Source organism: Chryseobacterium sp. PMSZPI, assembly GCF_002835665.1.
Classification (GTDB): domain Bacteria; phylum Bacteroidota; class Bacteroidia; order Flavobacteriales; family Weeksellaceae; genus Chryseobacterium.
Genome location: NZ_PIZV01000077.1, coordinates 88,118 through 106,855, shown reverse-complemented (window position 1 = coordinate 106,855; position 18,738 = coordinate 88,118). Strand labels below are relative to the sequence as shown.

Genomic DNA, 18,738 nt, shown 5'->3' with positions numbered 1-18,738 from the left:
CCTGCTGCTTTTACTCTTTAGGTTTAATTTTTACACTAATTTATTCAAGTATTTTAAGTAATGTAAACTTACCATAGAAACGGTTACCCCGCAGCTGGGGGTTGGAGCGTGGGAGAGCAGGAGGGTTTGAGGGTTGGAGAGTTGGAGGGGATGCGCGTCGGAGCGAGGAGTATGAGTGGATAGCGGGATGAAGCTCCGAAAAAAGTTAGAGAGTTTGAGAGTCCCAGAGTGTGAAAAAAATGTGAAGCATCAAGCTTATAATAATCTAGAACCGTGACTAGAAAAAACGTTTGATTAATAGCTTATAGGTAAAATATCCAATAAGACAGCCAATAGCATCAGCTACTATATCCAAAGTTTCCATTGATCTTCCTAATCCCATTTCTTCCTGAAGAATTTCGGTAAGGAATGCATATATAAGGATAATTTGAAAAAAATATGAAAATTTGATTTTAGGAAATGTAGCAATGAAACAAAATCCCAAGGCTGCAAATATGCTCAAGTGAAGCACTTTATCAATACCTGAAAACATGAACCAGTACTCATGATTCTCTTCGCCCGGCTTGAGAAGCATATAAGTAAGAAATGCCCAATAAATGGGCAATATCTTACTAAATATTTTTGAAATTTTATCCAATGATAGCCTGGTAATCTTCTGCAGAAAGTAATTCAGACTGGTCTGCTCCATCAGCAACTTCTAGTTTAATAATCCATCCGTTTCCATAAGGATCTGTATTCAACAACTCTGGTTGATCTTCTAATTCCGAATTGAATTCAATAACTTTCCCTGAAATTGGTAAGAATAAGTCTGAAACAGTTTTTACCGCTTCTACACTTCCGAAAACGTCTCCTCCATTAAGTTCATCGTCAACAGTATCTACATCTACGTATACGATGTCTCCAAGTTCTCCTTGAGCAAAGTCTGTAATACCGATTGTAGCAACATTACCTTCAATCTTGATCCATTCGTGATCTTTAGTGTACTTTAATTCTGATGGTGTGTTCATTTTTAAATTTTTATTTTTACAAATGTATTCAAAATTATAAAACGTTCAAAGCCTTAATAGGCATCTTTCTGAAATTTTGAATGGAAATAAAAAATCGTTGCTGGAGCAGCGATTCCGGATATTAAAAAGTTTTTATTTATTGTGGTAAAATTATTACCTGTACTTATTGTTCTTCTTTAATTTGTTAACTTCAGATTTTAGCATTTCATTGTCATTCTGAAGCTTTTTCAACTGTTTATTCTGTTCGATAGTATATAGGGTAAGTTCTTCTATTTTCTGCAATAACTTAATCTGAAACTCACCTACGTTTACTCCCTCCTTTTCCATTTCTTTGGCAGATGCAATTTCCGGAAGGTGTTTTTTTTCTTTGATGTGTTTTTCAACAGCATCTAGTTTTAATAAATCATAGTTTTCATCAAATACAAAATCAGCTGTTGGTGTCAGGGTTACTTTTACTTCCTTAGCTTCAAGTTTCCCATATAAGGCCATATTACCCGTATCTGAAAGTGTTAACTTAGAACCATACATTGCTCCATCATGAGAATAGCTCCAAAATTGCAAAGCATTTCCGTAGCTCCCTGTCATGTTGTACAAAACCCATTTTCTAGCCGTATTGGGAGATAATTTTGAAGAGTTTTCTAAAATAATTGCTCCTCCTTCATTTGAGTTTGCTTGAGAAGCCAACCAACCTCCTACTTCAAACTTATCTCTAACTAAAGTAGCCATTTGCTTATTATCTCCTGTATTAGAAATCAGGTTAAAATTAATCTGGTTGTCCAATAATCTCATATATGATCCTCCTGTACTTGTATTGATACGAGGAAACACTTGGTTATTGCCAGGGTTATAATTCTTCACGTTATTACCAATTCCTACTCCTGTATAAGTTTCTTGTGGCTCCGAAGCCCAAAGTGTAAGGTTGGCAGGACTATTTCCTCCATCTCCGGAAGAATTCAATAAAATCATAGAACCTGTATGTCCGCCAGATATAGTAAGTTTTTCAACGGGTGTAGCAGTACCAATCCCCAGGTTTCCCATGATGGTTTGATTTCCTATAAAATCATTAGCTTTTTTGGTGGCTAATTCATACCAAGAATTCCAAACATTGGTATCTCCGTTCTTTGTTCTAAAGGAAATATGACCTCCTCCATTAGGTCCATAATCTGCACTTAACTGCGTATCATAATTATTACTATTAAAACCTCCAAAACTTAAGAGCGAACCATTCCAGGGGGTTCCGGAGGTTGCATAAGCAAACGTATACCCTCCTTTAAAGTTATCAGCGGATCCTGCACCTGAAATAGATGCCGTGGGAGTAAGATTTTGTGCCATAAACAGACCAGACACAATAAAAAAAATGGGCGAAATAATTTTTCTCATGGTTTCTTGAATTAATAAGTTGCAAAAATAATGTTAAAATCTACAAATATGGTATTATTAATGAAAATTAAAGCCTCCTTCTAAAAAAGAAAGAGGCTTTACTATAAAGTTTATGTTATTTTAGAATCCACCGGAGTCTCCAAAGGTAAATGTTGCAGAAATACCCGCTCTAATCGTAGACAGCGGGAAGGCTGTTGAGATTTTATATTTAGAGGTCATTTGCTCATAGAATACTCTTAAGTTTAGATTTTCAGAGACATTGTAGTCTGCGGAAAGTTTAATATTTAAAAGTCTCTGCCCTCCTGTGATCTGTGAATCATTTAATAAAATATTCATGATAGACGTTTTGCTGTCTCTTAATGAAATATCTCCTCTGATGTTAAGGTCACTTCCTTTTCCTTTTGTTCCTCTTCGTACGGTAGTGGCACCTAATCTGAAATTTCGGATAATATAACCAAGCCTAACCACATATTCTGTGTTGGCATCTTCGGTAATAGTATGATTAACTAATCCTAACATCATCATTCTATTTCTATTGTACTGTAAACCAAACTGCATATTATTTCTCATGGTTACATCTACTCCAATAAGTGGTGCGAATGATTCTACATAACCTACTTGTGCGAATGTATAAGGATTAATCTTATCACCGTCATTTTTAACCACATTACCAGAGGCATCTATCGATTGATAATATCCTCCTTCATTACCTTTATAGTCAATATTACTTTGAATCCCGGAAGCTGTATAAGTTGCCGTATAACCATGGAGAATATCAAATTTTGAGAACTGTCCATTAATTATTGGAATATTTTTTAGCCCAGAATACGTAATTCTCCAGTTTGGCAATGGGAAGCCTGATTTTTTAGGATTTCCTATTGGTGTTACTGATTTTCCTTCCATCGCTGCTCTGAATGCAGGAATCAAAACATAAGCATTAGCAATACTATAATGTTTGGCAAATCCATCATTATCTATAACTGCACCCGGGCCAGCTAATTGCTGAGAGAACGCCCTTGCATTTTCTCTAATTGTTTGATAAACTGCTTGACCATCTTTAAACGAGGTTTTCAAAAGCATCGTAGAATTAGAATAAGTGATAAGGTCATTAGCAAAAGTAAAATTAGAATCAGGCATATTGGTTACAGGATCTACATAATTAAATCCTGAATGGGAGAAACTATTGTTAAAATTATGCAAGACATTAAAATCAATTCTAAAATCATTCATCGGTACAATCTGTAGATTTGCTCTTAATTCTTTAGTTGATGTTCTCACATATGGATCCGTCATATATGGAGAGTCACTTACCCATCCATTTTCCATAACGATTCTTCTAATATCTGCTTGCGATCCCAATAAGAAACCTAATGTAGGTCCTCCTAAAGTCTGTCCGTACCCATACCAGTTTGGAGCTGATAATAACCCTGGAAGTACTGTACCATTATTTTCAGTATAGTTGACATCCAATTGTTTGAAGGAAGTCAGGAAGAAGGCCGCACTTTGAAGCACAGATAACTTATTCTTGAATTTATAGCTCTTATATCTGTATCTGTTCTTTTCCCATTGTTTTGTATATACATTATTCAAGGAGTCAATTTCCTGTTTACGTTTCTGAAGTTTTGCAGCAATATTTTTAAAATATTTAAACTGTCCAAAGAACTTCGGAATATCAGCTGTAGCTGTAGCCTGGATCACATTGGTATTTTGCCCTACTGATCCTAAAGATCCATTTGGACTTGACAGCAATGCTGTAGATCTTGCATTCCAGTTGTAAGTAAATCCATATCCTAATTCTGCATCAATGAAGTCCAAATATGGAAGATATTGGAATGGCAACTTATAGTTTAATTGTACTCTATGATTGTATAACACCGGTCTACCCGCTCTGAATACATTTCCAAAGATAGACTTGCTATCCATTGTATTGACATCAACATTATCATTCAATGTTCTTGTTGCGGAATTAATTTCTAATTTTAGTGATTTTGAAAAGTTGAATCCTAAACCATACTGCCATCCGAAATAGAAGTTTCTGTTTCTGATTGCATCAAAATTTCCGGTTGTATTTCCTCCCAGAATGGCTTCTACATTTCTAAATTCAAGTTCATTGTAATTTCTGTCAATTTCTGTTCTGAAAGATAACCTTGTAGGAATTGGATTGAAGTTAAATTCTTTAACCCATTTCAGATATTTAGTGGATTTTGCGGTATCGCTGATCATTTTATTGAAAGGCTTCACCACCCATGGCTTGAAGGTATAATTATAATCAATATACCCTCTCAAGTATTGTCTATAGTTTCTCTTGGTATAGATATCCCTAAAATAATCATCATTATAAACAGCAGTAACGGAGATGTTTTCAACATCATAGAACTTAGGTTTTTTATTTTGATTAACCCTTTCTTTACGCATGTTAACAACTCCTATACTTCTTTGTTGAGTATATGTTCTCGCTACTTTTTTCAATTGCTCTTTATTAGGAGCTTTACTAAATTCAACATCGGTATCCAAAGGATTGTATTTCGGATCTTCTATCGTCTGTGAATAGGAATAATTCAAAGGAATTTTCACTCCTGTCTTTTCCGGTAATAATTTATCTACATTGATTGCCGTATTGATACTAAATGCCGATTGAGTAGATTGGTTTCTTTCCGCCGGTTTTGAATCTATATTTCCAAAACCTACTGATGTATAGGAAGCGTTGGTATTCACCGTTGCAAAATCTCCTAAGTTGAAATTTAAACTTGCGTTTCCTGCGTACCCTCCATCGTTTTCAATTTCAGAAAGACGAATCTCATTCACCCAAAGAACCCGGGTCATAGCGCCGGCTGTCCTGTCTGCATTTCTTACCCCAATCATGATGGTTGTAACATTACCTAAGCTTGGACGTCCTTTGATATAGATATCTTTAATTCCTCCGGGATTAGCCTGTGCAAATACCGGGTCTAGTGTTCTATCTGTTATCTTGATAGCAGAATTTTTATCTCTTCTTATCTTGGCATCTACAAAACTCTGAATATCAAATTCAATAGTATTTTCCATTGGCCAGATTTCCATTGGCGCCGTTGCGGTTGTACTTGTAAGCAATAAAGAAGATTCATATTCATAATAGTTATCCGTAGCATCATTCCCAAAACGAATGAAAAATTTAGTTCTAGGATCTATTTTTCCTACATTTTTATCTCTATTTGCAGGATCATGAGCATGTACAAAAAGTTTTAACTTCTTATATCTTCTCATATCCAGTGATGTATTTTTAAAAACCCCTCTAGCTTCTGAGTTAAGATCAGTCACTTTCATATAAAGAGAAGCTTCATTTTGTCTTTGAACCCCGGCATTTCCACTCAAAACTTGTCTGTCAATTCCCGGAGGCAATACATATGGAGGTGTATTTAAAGCATTCTCTTCAATATTTACACTTCCTACTTCAAAGTTATTATTCATTGTAGCTCCTCCACCTGTTCCTTCTTCCGGAGCTGTAACAAGTTCACTGGCAATTTTATTTGGATACCTTCTCCAGTCTGATCTTACAAGATCCATTGTCCCGAATCTTAAAGTTGATGTTTGCTCAAATCCTGTTAGCATTAATCTTGCAAATCTTACATTATTAAGTACCGATGCATTACGTTCTCCCTCAGCTCCATCTCCATCAAATTTGGAAACCGGTATTCTGAACAAATACCATTTCACCTCTGAAGATTGTCCATTTTGGAAATTAGCTTTTACAGTTTTAACATCTACGATATTGTTCTGGCCTAATGAAAGACTCGCTTGATCTAGTTTTACAATATATTCGTTATAACTCTCAGTTTGATCAAGGTTATAATCTTTGTTGATATCTTCTGCATCCGGAGTTTGTGAAGCAACATTTAATGAGTTCGCTTCTGAGTTTCCTTCAGGATTTCTAAAGTATTTATATCTCTGAACAACAGAAGCCGCCTGATTTCCTGTAAATTTATCCGACATATAGAAAACAAAGTCATCTACTGCAGGGTCTACGATATTGGTAATCGGATTCACAAATGTATTCCCGAATTTCATCGATTCCTGATCAGAAGTCAAACCATCATATCCTGTATCCTGTGCTTTTCTATTATCCCCTTCTGAAGAGAATGCATAAAGAATAGGGGGTTGTTTGGGTTGTACTCCCCAATTTGAACTGGTAGTAGACGAAGGTGTTCCCGGTGTCGGAAGACCGTTTTCATACAACAGCTTACCATCTTTCAGAACATCCTCGGACACGTTTCCTAAATGTAATAACATTCTGGCATTAGTTCCTAATTGATTTCCGTCTGCATATGGATCCATCATCCAGAATTCAACATATTCGATATTGGAAGTAACAAAGTTAGGTACACTAATAGATCTCATAATACCGGCCCATCTGTTTTGAGCCGATTCTGATCCGGTATTCACATTGTATGGTCCCCTTTCCTGAGGATAATAAGAGATATCAAAAGTATTCGTAAAGGTTTGCTCTCCTGCCACAAAATCCCTGTTATTATAAATCTCAGAATATTGTACTCTTCTCGAAGCGTGGTTAGATACGGATTGTTGAGTAACTCCGGATGGGGCCTTTCCTCCTACTCCCCAGAATCTAGGGTCAATATTATACCAAGATAACAATCCTCTTCCATAGCCACTTGTCAAATCATCGTTGGCAGGCGCTCCATTGAATGGTGCAGAATTATTTTTCTCCGGTCTTGAAGCTAAGCTCCAAGCCGCAGGCTCTTTTAATGATATTTTAGAAGTGGTTTGTTCAAAGTCATCAATATAAGACTGATTATTGGTTCCTTTATTCAATCCCGGAAGTAAGTAAGCTGCCTCCATCTTGAAATTGATATTGGATGGAGCTTCAGTTTTTATCAAAGGAAGCTTATCTGTAAATCTTGTAAGGTAAGGAGCTTGATTGTTATACATCAAATTGATCCCTGCCATTGTATTATTTACTGCTTCCTGTCCATAATTTACTTTTTGAGTAAGTGGGGATTCCGAATAATTAACGACGGTTCCTCCTAAGATAAAGTGTTCATTAAATCTCCTTTCCAGGTTTAATCCTAGGAATCTTTTTCTTTGGGTATTAAATGTCAATTGATTTTCTAATGAAATATTAATTGCTTGTCCCGATTGCTTTACGTTTTCATTAATAATCGTAACCGTTCCCAGCATATAATCTACCGTATAGTCTACTCCTTCTGTAAGCTGAACTCCGTTTGCTGAAACTTTTACAGATCCTTGTGGGACGTTAACTGCTCCTAAAGAAATACCCTGCCCCTGTGTTCCTTTATAACGACCTTCCATCGTATATCTTTGGGCTAGATTACTGGCAGTAGCATCCTGTTTTTGTTTATCGTATAGATCATGAAAAACATATTGCGGATCATTACTTCCCAATACATTTTGCATATAATTACCGAACGGTTGAACTTTGGTAAAAATAACTTTTCCATTTTCAGGTCTGATGGTAATCCCATTAACAAAGTCAAACATTCCATCTCCCGTACTACCATCCTTATTATTCTGAATATCTCCATTCATATTGAGGCGGTCCCAATTGAACAATTTCAATAAATTCAGGTTCTGAACCTGAGTATCCGGAAGATAGTTTACTTTACCTCCGGTTTTTTGATCTCTGTAATATACGTTAAGAATGAAACCATCTTTTGCTACCTGTCCCGCATCCAAAGAATATACGTTCTTCATCATCAGATCCCACATTGGAGATTGTACATTCACTTTATTGTTTGGTCTTAACACCTTAGTAACTAACACAGAACTTTCTTCCGAAAACTCCCCTACTTTGTAAACTTTATTGCTTCCGTTAACCGTATATGAATAAGAAACTGCTAAAAGCTGGTTTTCATTAAGCCTTTGATTTAATGAAATATATCCCAACTGCGGTTGCATGGTATACTCATTAGCATTAAGTCGTCTTGCTTTGGTATTAAAGATAAATTGCTCCCCATTATCATATGGTTGTGTACTTCCCGGAAGAGTCTGCCCTTGGAAAACAGGAGCATAATTTTTACCCGGTTCTCTGGTTCCGGCAGTAGTAGAAACTGCGTCATATAATCCGTTCAGCGAGTTATCCGGTAATATTCCAGGACTTTCTCCCAAATCCCTGATCCCGATAATACTTTTTTGATAAGCCAGGTTACTATTTCCCTGATCCAATACCCATACTTCCAATCGGGTAATATTGATGGTAGAATTGATTTGTGGATAATTAACTAATGCTCCATCATATTTATCCAGGAAATAATGTCCTAAAAAGTAGTGCTGATTGTCTTCATAATCGATTGCATTGACCTTGAAGTTGTTCATCACTCCACCTCCTTGTACAACAATATTTCGGGCTTCCCCTTGTTGTTGAGAAAGAACAACCGTTCCAAAGGTTTTCCCTAACTGAAACTCTGCTTTAACCCCAAACAATGACTGCGAACCACGAATTAAACTTGTGGAAAGTGGCAGATTTACATTACCAAATTCGACTCTTTTAATAATTTTATCTTCACCTCCTTCATTGGGTTTATCTACATTCCCAAGACCTTTCTGCTGAAGGTCTTTCCAACTTCCTTTTGCCTGCCAGGCGATGTTCATTCTGTTTTCGAAGGCGAAACCACTTTGCGTATCATAATTGGCTTTTAGTTGTAGATTTTCTCCCACTTTCCCCAATAAACCCAGCTGAATTCTCTGATCAATATCAAAAGTGAAACTGGTCCTGTTTTGTGGCAGAATCATTGGGTTGTCGATCTTCTGATAAAGCCCTGCAAAATCCAGAGATGCATATCCTGAAGGAATAATTTCAATTTTATTTCCACCAAAGATCGTTTCGAAAAGTTTGTTATTGATAAGTAGAGAAGGAATGAGGCCTTTTTTCCTGGCGTCGGTTTTATCTTTTCTGAAGAGAAGATTGTATTTGTCGGATTTCTCCTTGTAATAAGCTTTTGTCTGGGTAGCGAGCATGTATTCTTTATACTCTTCCGGAGACATTGCTGTAGGAGGACCTGTAATGGTATTTCCGATTTTAGGATATACATAGTACATCCCGGTTTTTATATCGTAGTAGGCTTCGTACCTTGTAGGGTCGGCCACTTCATATTCTTTTCGGATAATCGCTGTATCTTTCACCTGTTGTGCAAAGGCACTTACAGACATGCATAAAAACGACAGGAACAAAAATATGTTAAGATGCTTATTATTCGCCACCAAATGTTAAATGTTTTTTAAAATTTGTTTAACCAATTCTTCAACTGAGATACTTGGATTTTGTTTCAATATTTTATCGGCAATCTTCTCGCTCGCTCGCTTAGGAATCCCTAAAACTTCTAATGCAGATAACGATTCTTCCTTAATTTTATTATCCACCAACACAGAAATATTCTCGGCGTGACCGCTGAATTTCTGGACTTTATCTTTAAGGTCAACAATAATTCTTTCGGCAGTTTTAGCACCAATTCCTTTTGCTTTTTGAATCAAAGCACTATTCCCTGAAAGTATTGCAGAGGCAATTTCATCAAGGCTTAATGTCGATAGCAAAATAAGGGCAGAGACTGCTCCTACTCCGTTAACGCTTATTAACAGATTGAACATTTCTTTTTCGGAACGAGTGTTAAATCCAAAGAGAAGATGGGCATCTTCACGGATGATTTGTTGGATAAATAAAAAAGTCTGCTGATTCAAAACCAGCGTCTGTGAGGTCATTAAACTGATTCCCACATAGTATCCAACTCCTTGTACATTGATTACTGCGTAGGTAGGCGTAAGTTCTTGAACAGTGCCTTGTAAAGAAAATATCATTATTAATTTTTAAAACACCCAAATATAGTAATTTAAACTAATTAATGTTTTCATTTCACGTACGAATGATTTTTAACTTAAATTTAAAATGAGAATTCAAGGAATTAACAGAAAAACAAAATACTTCAAAAATTATTAGTTTCCCAATATCAATATTTATTATTAAAAAATAATATCTTATCCGGAGGTTATCATTTACCACCAAATTTCGAATTGGAGACCAAAAGAAATTCCATGGTTTTTATTGAGTAATTTCATATTAAAATTTGAAGTTCCGGTCATTCCTACAAAACTGTCCGACCAATGTGCATAGGTAATAAACGGCCTTAAAACAGGTCTGGAAAAGTATCCGTAATCCCAAGAAATCTGAGGCGAAAATGTAATTTTCTGTAAACTTCCCTCTATACCGGTTTTATTGCTTTTCATGTAGTCATTACCGGCTTCCAGAGCAAGGTTGAAATGTTTATTGATATAATATAAATATCGAAATCCAACGCTAAACCAATTTTTAGCAGATTTGTTATCAAGTAAGAGTCCGTTTTCTGTGACATTTCCAATCCCATAATCTCTATATTGATAAGTAAGTGATCCCTGTATAGCATGTCTTCTTTTATCATCATATACAAAATTATTGATGATATCCAGTGAATTGGCACGATCGAGATCATACATCCCCTTTCCATCAGCAAATTCCGATATTGTTTTTCCGCTATAAGGACTTTCTACAATAGAACTTCCTTTTCGAAATAATACGGTAGAGGTATGAGTAATATGGTCTTTAGAATAAGTCCACCATCCACCAAAGGCATACCCAGAACACCTTGGAGTATTTAGGATTTCATCTTCAGTTTTGACACTATATTGTCCTAAAAAATTAAGCTTTGAATGCTCAGAAACCGGAACATCTAAATACCTAAAATCTGCCACATAGGAATGGGAATCATTCTTACCATATTTAAATCTTAATAATGCCAAATTTAAATTTCCTGAATTTTTCACCTGATAATTCTCTATTCCAACGCCCAGTTGAGAGTTTTGTGCAGAATTGATCCAGAAGTAATCTAATGACTCAACATTTCTACGATCATAGTACCTCTTTCCTATCCATAGATTGGCATTCTTAACTACTTTATTGATTTTACCATACAACTGGCTTGTTTCCGGAAACTGTTTATATTCATCACCTCCATAAGGAATATACTTGGCCATCATATAGGTAACCTCATATAAATTAACAGAATCTTTATTCCTATACTTATAATTGAATTGAAGCTCTCCGTAATGGTTGGCCTCATTTCCCATTCTAAATTTATGTTGATTTTCAGGAGTAGTAAAATTAACCATCTGCCCACCGTCTGTCCACCCTATTCCTGTTCTTATATAGCCGTTGACTGTAAATTGATGCGGATTAAATTTTTGCGAATAACATAGTTGAACACCCAGTATTGTCAACAGGAAACATCCGGATTTCATAAATGTCTTTTTTTTCATCGTTCTTTCTTTATGGTTCTATACCTAAAAGAATCAACTAAAAAACAATACAAATCTCCAGAAAGCAAGATTTCACAGTTGCTATAGAAAATCAAAAAAATGATGATAGGAATTATGGATCTATGACAGATATTAGATTATTCTAATATTTTCCTACTTTCATTCATTTGTGTTTTGTGTTTTTAGTAAGTTCTTTGTGTTTTTCAAATCAAATATATAAATATTTTTCAAATACAACAATACAACAATCTAAAAATCAACAAATTACAATAAAATACTACGCAAAAACAACATTCAAGAATAATAGAAATATGAAATCATTTTTTATAAAAAATCATATTCAAACTATCGTTTTTTATAAAAAAATATTTTTGAAAAAAAATGTCAAATGAACTTAAAAAACAAATATTGATAAAAAAAATACCAGGTAAAAATTTACCCGGTATTATTCTAATCATCGATTTTATAAAACCAATGTATATGATATCGATTTTATTTTTTCTCTCTTCTCTGAGCGTCAAGAACCGCAATTGTTGCAAGATTTACGATTTCATCAACGCTTGAACGCATCTGAAGTACGTGTACAGGCTGCTTTAATCCCATCAAAATAGGTCCGATAACCTGAGCAACTTTCATTCCTCTCAAAATTTTATAAGATAAGTTGGCACTTTCTAAATTCGGGAAAACAAATGTATTGGCAGGTGTTGTTCCTAATTTTGAGAATGGATAATCGCTTAAATGATCTGCGTTCATGGCAAAATCCGGTTGAATTTCTCCATCTACAATCATTTTAGGGTATTTTTCATGAAGAATGCTGACTGCTTTCGCTACCTTCTTGGAAGTTTCAGAGATTGCTGCAAAATTTTCAAATCCAAGCATTGCAATTCTCGGCTCGATAGCAAAAGATTTTACTGTAAATTCTGCCATTTTAGCAATATTTACCAAGTCTTCTGCTGTAGGGTTTTGATTGATGGAAGTATCTGCAAAGAAAATAGGTTTCTTTTCAGACAGGATCATCATCATTGCTGCTACTTTATCTACTCCTTTATCTTTTTCAATAACTTCTAGAATAGGACGTAAAACGGAAGTATAATTTTTAGAGAATCCAACGATAAGACCGTCTGTATCTCCATGTTTTAGCATTAGAGGTCCGAAATAATCTCTCTGACGAACATATCTCTTAGCTTTATACTCGTTCATTCCTTTTCTCTGACGAAGTTTCCAAAGCGTTTCTCTATATTTTTTTCTGTTTTCTTTTTGATCATCATCACTTGGATCAATGATGGGAACATCCAGATTAATCCCGTAACGTTCCATCTGCTGTTTGATGTATTTTTTATCCCCCAAAAGGCTTGGATAAGCAATTCCTTCTTCATAAAGAATTTGAGCTGCTTTCAATACGTTATATTCTTCAGCATTTCCAAGAGTGATTCTTTTCGGATTGGATTTTGCACGACTCTGCATCATTCTTACCAATCTTTCATCTCTTCCCATTCTATCGAGAAGTTGATGTTCGTACTCTTCGAAATCAGTGATTGTTTTTCTTGCAACTCCGCTTTCAATAGCAGCTTTTGCAACTGCGCTTGATACTTTTGTAATCAATCTGTTGTCGAATGGTTTTGGAATAAAATACTCTCTTCCAAATTGTAAGCTCTGAACGTTATATGCTAAAATAACGGCTTCCGGCACAGGCTCTTTTGCTAAATCAGCAATAGCATGCACAGCAGCTAATTTCATTTCTTCATTGATTCCTGTAGCCTGAACATCTAATGCACCTCGGAAGATATAAGGGAATCCTAATACATTGTTCACCTGGTTAGGATAATCACTTCTTCCTGTTGCCATGATCACATCTTTACGAGTTTCAATAGCAAGATCGTAAGCAATTTCCGGATCAGGATTCGCCAATGCAAAAACGATAGGGTTTTCGTTCATGCTCAATAGCATTTCCGAAGTCATTACATTTCCTTTCGACAATCCTACAAAAACATCAGATCCTTTTACGGCATCTTCTAATGTTTCAATATCCGTTTGTGCAATGAAATCCAATTTTTCAGGAGTAAGGTTTTGTCTTTTGTGATTAATCACTCCCTTACTGTCACACATCAAAACATTCTCTTTCTTCAGTCCTAATGAAATATAAAGCTTCGTACAGGCAATAGCCGCAGCTCCAGCTCCGTTTACAACCATTTTCACCTCGTCAATATTCTTATTGGCAATTTGTAATGAGTTGATCAACGCTGCAGCAGAAATAATTGCTGTCCCGTGCTGGTCATCGTGCATCAAAGGAATATTCAATTCTTCTTTCAGCCTTTGTTCAATATAGAATGCTTCAGGAGCTTTGATATCTTCAAGGTTGATTCCTCCGAAAGTTGGAGCAATTCCTTTTACTATTTCAATAAATTTATCCGGATCTTTTTCATCAATTTCGATATCAAATACATTGATGTCTGCAAAGATTTTAAATAGAAGACCTTTTCCTTCCATTACCGGCTTAGAAGCTTCAGCACCGATATCTCCCAATCCAAGCACAGCCGTACCGTTAGAAATTACAGCCACCAGATTTCCTTTTCCTGTATAATCATATACAGTTTCAGGCTTGTCATGAATTTCCATACAAGGAACTGCCACTCCCGGAGAATATGCTAGTGATAAATCTCTTTGGGAAGAGTGTGGTTTTGATGGAATAACTTCAATTTTTCCTTTCGGTTCTGCTTTATGATAATCTAACGCGGCCTGGCTAAAGTTCTTTTCGTCGCGATTGTTGTTACTTGACATAAATTTCGTTTTTTGTTAGAGTATATATTTAATGTGGTAGTCAACTAAGCTTTCAATTGGTTTCTGTACAACATGTCCCACATTTAAATTAAGTTCTGTAGCTACAGAACGTAGAATATTTTCGTAATAATAAGCAATAGAACCAATAAAATTGATCTCGGCATCTTTTGCTTCATGATAAGGAAGAACCTGATATTCAAAGAAATTTTTCATCTCTTCAAAAACCATATCTCTAAAATAAGGATGATCCTTTCTTTCGATAACAAATTTGGTAAAATTAGCTAAGTAGGCATTTGGCCTTGGAGCATGATACATATTTTTCAATGCATCTTCCACAGTAAGCTTATAGTTTATTTCAAACTCTCGATGAAGATCTGATGGTAATTTTTTCATGAAATATCTACGTACCAGTTGTTTTCCAATAGCACTTCCACTTCCCTCATCTCCGATTAGGAACCCAAGTGAAGGTAATTCAATTTTCAGATTTTTACCATCAAAATAACAAGAATTTGATCCTGTGCCCAGAATGCACACGATGGCAGGTTTCCCGCTGTATGCCGCATAAGCTGCAGCCATCAGGTCTTCCTTTACAATGATTTCAGCTTTTTCAAATACCTTATTAAGCTCTTCTTCTATAATTTCGCAGTTTTTCTTTACTCCACATCCGGAACCATAGAAAAATACTTTGGTAATTGAATTTTTAACCAATATCAGGTTGCTGTTCTTCCTTATTTCAGGAGCGATAAGTTCTCTATTGATAAAATTCGGGTTGAAGCCAATGGTTTCTGTTTTCAGGAAAACTTTCTTAAAGTCATCCAGTATCACCCAATCTGTTTTAGTAGAACCACTATCTACAATAGCAACCATATTTTAGATTTTAATTTAAGGATGCTAAATTATGAATTTATCTTCAAATAGCGTTTAAAAACAATCCCGAAGCTGTTTTATATCACTAATGTTTTATGTCAGTTTTTTTTTCGTTGAATTGCAGAAGCCAATCTTCAATTTCATCTTCCAGATAAGAAGTCTGTAGTACCATGGCATTGATAAAATCATCCGGCACAGGTTCCCCACTGGAGTTTTCAAGATTCCAAAGTTCATTAGACATATTTTCATATTCGGAATACACTCTTTTGAAGCGGGAATTTTCTCTCTCAAGAGCCTCAATATTTTTCTGTTGAAGCTGGAATTTTCTGTATTTGTTTTGACGTTTCATACAAATATTATTATAAATTGGGTCATAAAATGTTGGAGTAGTATGCTTTCAACCACGCATTACAAGATAGAAAAGACCATCAACACAAGGCGTTGAAAATGAATTTATTATCAGGTTATTTTTACATCGTTTGGAATATTAAATTTAGAAATTATTTTTATTTAAAAAAATATTTTAACAACTTTTTTCAGTGTTTAACATATAGTTATAAATTTGCACATTCATATTGTGTAGCTTCATTATAGTTGACAGAAGAAAATCATTATTGATGATCGAAATAGGAATAAAATCTTAGCCATTGAGATGTAAAACATTCTAATATTTAACACAATATGTAATCCATATTTTAGTTTTTATATTAAATAAATGAAAGAAATACTTATACGCCAAAAACAAATTTTGTTCTTCATTATTGCAGGAGGGCTCAGTGCTATTGTTGAGATTGGCAGCTTTAAAATATTCAGCACCTATCTTCCTCATTTCCTTGCTAAAGAGACCAATTTCCATGGGATACATTATCCTTTAAGTAATATCTTTTCAACAAGCTGTGGTATTATTACCAATTATTTTCTTAGCATCTGGTTTGTTTTTGAAAGAGGAAAGCATTCCAAGAAAAAGGAATTCCTTTATTTTATGGTTGTATCTTTCTTTTCCACTTTATTAAGTTTAAGTTTCTTTCAAATATTTTACAGCTTTATATTTAAGGACAATATCAATTTATTTTTTTATACCTTGAGCCCGGAAATGATTAGTAAGATTTCAGCTATTCTACTGGTTTCCGTACTTAACTATTCAATAAAGAAGAAAGTAATTTTTAATGGTTAAACTGTGACAAAAATTTTAAATTACCTATGGAGGTTCTGGTTATTGTTATTAGCATTCTTTTTAACAATCATTCTGGGAATTCCCGTTTACATTTTATCTTTTAGTAAAAAGCATTATAAATATGCTTATAAATTTGTGCGCATCTGGTGTTTTGGAATGTTTTACGGAATGGGTTTCAGATATGACCTTATAAAACTCTCTGACCAAAAGATAGATAAAAACAAACAATATGTTTTCATCTCAAATCATACATCTATTATGGACATCATGCTAACCTGCATTCTGCTTCCTGATCACCCGGTATGCTTTGTGGGAAAAAAAGAACTTGTAAAGATTCCTATTTTCGGAACAATCTATAAAAGGATATGTGTTATGGTAGACAGAACCAGCGCAAGAAGTCGGGCAGATGTATATAGAAGATGCGCTGAAAAAATGGAAGAAGGAAATACAATTGCCATTTTCCCCGAGGGAGGAGTACCTGATGACACCTCTATCATCCTGGATGAATTTAAGGATGGTGCATTTATTTTATCTTCAAAACATAACTCCCCTATTGCTGCATATACCTTTATTGGGTTAAAAAAAATGTTTCCTTTTGACAATTCTAAGGGGTATCCAGGCAGAGTAAGAGTGTATTTCAATGGAGTCATAAACCCTACACCTTCTCCAAAGGACTCAAAATCAGAAGCTTTCGAAGAAATAAAAAAAACCTTATTAAAGCATTCTGTTTAAAGGAAATAGTTATATTTGTTTGTGAAATCTTTAATAAATATGTCAAATTATTCTAAACAAACTAATTGGGCTCAATTCATTCCTTTGGTTACCGTATTCTTCTTCTGGGGATTCGTAGCTGCAAGTAATGACATTCTGATTCCAGTGTTTCAAAAAGCCTTCAATTTATCTCAAACTGAAAGCATGTTGGTACAGATATGCTTTTATGTAGCGTATACTGTAGGCTCTTTAATTTATATGGCTGTATCAAAAGGCCTTAAGCAGGACTTGATCAACAAAATCGGATACAAAAACGGACTTATTCTGGGACTTCTTATTTCTGCAGTAGGTACCTTATTGTTTTATCCGGCAGCCAACATGAAATCTTTCCCGTTAATGATCTCCGGATTATTTATTGTAGGTTTAGGATTTTCTCTTCAACAAATTGTTGCTAACCCATTAGCTATTGAAGTAGGTCCTAGCGAAACAGGATCACAACGATTAACAATGGCCGGAGGGATCAACAATTTAGGAACAACAATAGGACCACTTATTGTTGCTTTTGCTATTTTCGGATCTGCATCTGCAGCCAATACGGAAGCCAGTATAGAAAGTGTAAAAATTCCTTATTTAACCTTAGGGGCAGCCTTTGCCCTAGTTGCTTTAATGCTTAAGTTTTCATCACTTCCAGCTGTAACACCAACAAATACAACAGACACTGATGATGTTACTCCGGGAGAGCACAGAAGCTCAGTCTTTCAATACCCTCAGTTGGTTATGGGAATGATTGCCATTTTTGTTTATGTAGGAGTAGAAGTTTCAACAGCCAGCAATCTTCCTGCTTATATGGAAAAAAACTTAGGTTTTGAAACTAAAGATGTGGCTCCTTACATTTCATTGTACTGGGCATCATTAATGATTGGTCGTTGGACCGGAGCTGTAGAAGCATTTGACTTCAGTGCCGGATTCAAAAAAATATTAAGATTCTTAGCACCCTATCTTGCATTCTCTGTATTTTTACTTGTGAATGCTATTGCTAAGCATGATCTTTCTCCATTCTATGTATATGGTTTCATTATCATCGCTATGATTATTTGTGATATTATGAGTAAAGGAAATCCAGCAAGAATGCTATTAATTTTCTCTTTAGCAGGAATCACAGCATTATTGATCGGTATGTTTACTACAGGAATGGTATCTGTATATGCATTTACCAGTGTAGGGCTTTTCTGCTCTACTTTATGGCCTTGTATTTTTGCTTTGGCAATCAATGGTCTCGGAAAACATACAAATCAAGGATCCGGATACTTAATCATGATGATTATGGGAGGTGGTATTGTAAGCTTTATACAAGGTTACATAGCAGATATTACCAATATTCATTTTAGCTATATCGTAGGAGTTATTTGTTTTGCTTATCTTGCATTCTATGCAATCCGTGTAAGTGGAATATTAAAAGCTCAGGGTATTGATCTGGATAAAGTATCTAAAGGTAATGGTCATTAATACAACAAAAATAATATATAA

12 protein-coding genes are annotated in these 18,738 nt (G+C 35.1%); 3 read left to right on the top strand and 9 right to left on the bottom strand.

What is annotated here, in order from left to right:
- Window positions 1–277 precede the first annotated feature (277 nt).
- The 9 genes from CW752_RS16215 to CW752_RS16175 form a co-directional block, all read right to left on the bottom strand.
- A complete protein-coding gene (locus tag CW752_RS16215; protein ID WP_185117652.1) occupies window positions 278–604 on the bottom strand; it encodes a VanZ family protein in 327 nt (108 codons plus the stop codon).
- A gap of 25 nt (window positions 605–629) precedes the next feature.
- Window positions 630–1,007 (bottom strand): glycine cleavage system protein GcvH, encoded by a 378-nt coding sequence (gene gcvH / locus CW752_RS16210; protein WP_101240738.1) that lies wholly within the window; start codon window positions 1,005–1,007, stop codon window positions 630–632.
- A 153-nt stretch (window positions 1,008–1,160) separates the two neighbouring features.
- A complete protein-coding gene (locus CW752_RS17050; protein ID WP_228401819.1) occupies window positions 1,161–2,387 on the bottom strand; it encodes a DUF4200 domain-containing protein in 1,227 nt (408 codons plus the stop codon).
- A 120-nt stretch (window positions 2,388–2,507) separates the two neighbouring features.
- Complete coding sequence (gene sprA, locus CW752_RS16200; protein ID WP_101240737.1) at window positions 2,508–9,548, bottom strand: cell surface protein SprA; 7,041 nt, start codon at window positions 9,546–9,548, stop codon at window positions 2,508–2,510.
- Window positions 9,549–9,605: 57 nt separating this feature from the next.
- Window positions 9,606–10,190 carry a Holliday junction branch migration protein RuvA gene (ruvA, locus tag CW752_RS16195; protein ID WP_101240736.1) on the bottom strand — a complete coding sequence of 195 codons (585 nt, stop codon included), beginning with the start codon at window positions 10,188–10,190 and terminating at the stop codon, window positions 9,606–9,608.
- Window positions 10,191–10,385: 195 nt separating this feature from the next.
- Window positions 10,386–11,681 (bottom strand): carbohydrate porin, encoded by a 1,296-nt coding sequence (locus tag CW752_RS16190; protein ID WP_101240735.1) that lies wholly within the window; start codon window positions 11,679–11,681, stop codon window positions 10,386–10,388.
- A gap of 492 nt (window positions 11,682–12,173) precedes the next feature.
- Window positions 12,174–14,459, bottom strand: coding sequence for an NADP-dependent malic enzyme (locus CW752_RS16185; RefSeq protein WP_101240734.1), 2,286 nt, complete (start codon window positions 14,457–14,459; stop codon window positions 12,174–12,176).
- Between the two features lie 15 nt (window positions 14,460–14,474).
- Window positions 14,475–15,326: a BadF/BadG/BcrA/BcrD ATPase family protein gene (locus CW752_RS16180; protein ID WP_101240733.1), complete on the bottom strand. Its 852-nt coding sequence runs from the start codon at window positions 15,324–15,326 to the stop codon at window positions 14,475–14,477.
- Between the two features lie 85 nt (window positions 15,327–15,411).
- On the bottom strand, window positions 15,412–15,675 hold the full coding sequence (locus CW752_RS16175; protein ID WP_047496631.1) for a hypothetical protein: 264 nt from the start codon (window positions 15,673–15,675) through the stop codon (window positions 15,412–15,414).
- Window positions 15,676–16,041: 366 nt separating this feature from the next.
- Between CW752_RS16175 and CW752_RS16170 the strand changes: the two genes are divergently transcribed.
- From CW752_RS16170 to CW752_RS16160, 3 genes are read left to right on the top strand one after another with little or no spacing between them, the layout of a single operon-like run.
- Complete coding sequence (locus CW752_RS16170) at window positions 16,042–16,500, top strand: GtrA family protein (protein WP_101240732.1); 459 nt, start codon at window positions 16,042–16,044, stop codon at window positions 16,498–16,500.
- A gap of 3 nt (window positions 16,501–16,503) precedes the next feature.
- Window positions 16,504–17,232, top strand: a complete 729-nt coding sequence (locus CW752_RS16165) for a lysophospholipid acyltransferase family protein (protein ID WP_101240731.1) — start codon at window positions 16,504–16,506, stop codon at window positions 17,230–17,232.
- Between the two features lie 39 nt (window positions 17,233–17,271).
- Window positions 17,272–18,717, top strand: coding sequence for an MFS transporter (locus CW752_RS16160; protein WP_101240730.1), 1,446 nt, complete (start codon window positions 17,272–17,274; stop codon window positions 18,715–18,717).
- The last annotated feature ends 21 nt before the right edge of the window (window positions 18,718–18,738 follow it).

Coding starts and splice junctions, on each gene's coding strand:
- gcvH (WP_101240738.1), bottom strand. CDS start 1,007: ATGAACACACCATCAGAATTAAAGTACACTAAAGATCACGAATGGATC.
- CW752_RS17050 (WP_228401819.1), bottom strand. CDS start 2,387: ATGAGAAAAATTATTTCGCCCATTTTTTTTATTGTGTCTGGTCTGTTT.
- sprA (WP_101240737.1), bottom strand. CDS start 9,548: ATGTCTGTAAGTGCCTTTGCACAACAGGTGAAAGATACAGCGATTATC.
- ruvA (WP_101240736.1), bottom strand. CDS start 10,190: ATGATATTTTCTTTACAAGGCACTGTTCAAGAACTTACGCCTACCTAC.
- CW752_RS16190 (WP_101240735.1), bottom strand. CDS start 11,681: ATGAAAAAAAAGACATTTATGAAATCCGGATGTTTCCTGTTGACAATA.
- CW752_RS16185 (WP_101240734.1), bottom strand. CDS start 14,459: ATGTCAAGTAACAACAATCGCGACGAAAAGAACTTTAGCCAGGCCGCG.
- CW752_RS16180 (WP_101240733.1), bottom strand. CDS start 15,326: ATGGTTGCTATTGTAGATAGTGGTTCTACTAAAACAGATTGGGTGATA.
- CW752_RS16175 (WP_047496631.1), bottom strand. CDS start 15,675: ATGAAACGTCAAAACAAATACAGAAAATTCCAGCTTCAACAGAAAAAT.
- CW752_RS16170 (WP_101240732.1), top strand. CDS start 16,042: ATGAAAGAAATACTTATACGCCAAAAACAAATTTTGTTCTTCATTATT.
- CW752_RS16160 (WP_101240730.1), top strand. CDS start 17,272: ATGTCAAATTATTCTAAACAAACTAATTGGGCTCAATTCATTCCTTTG.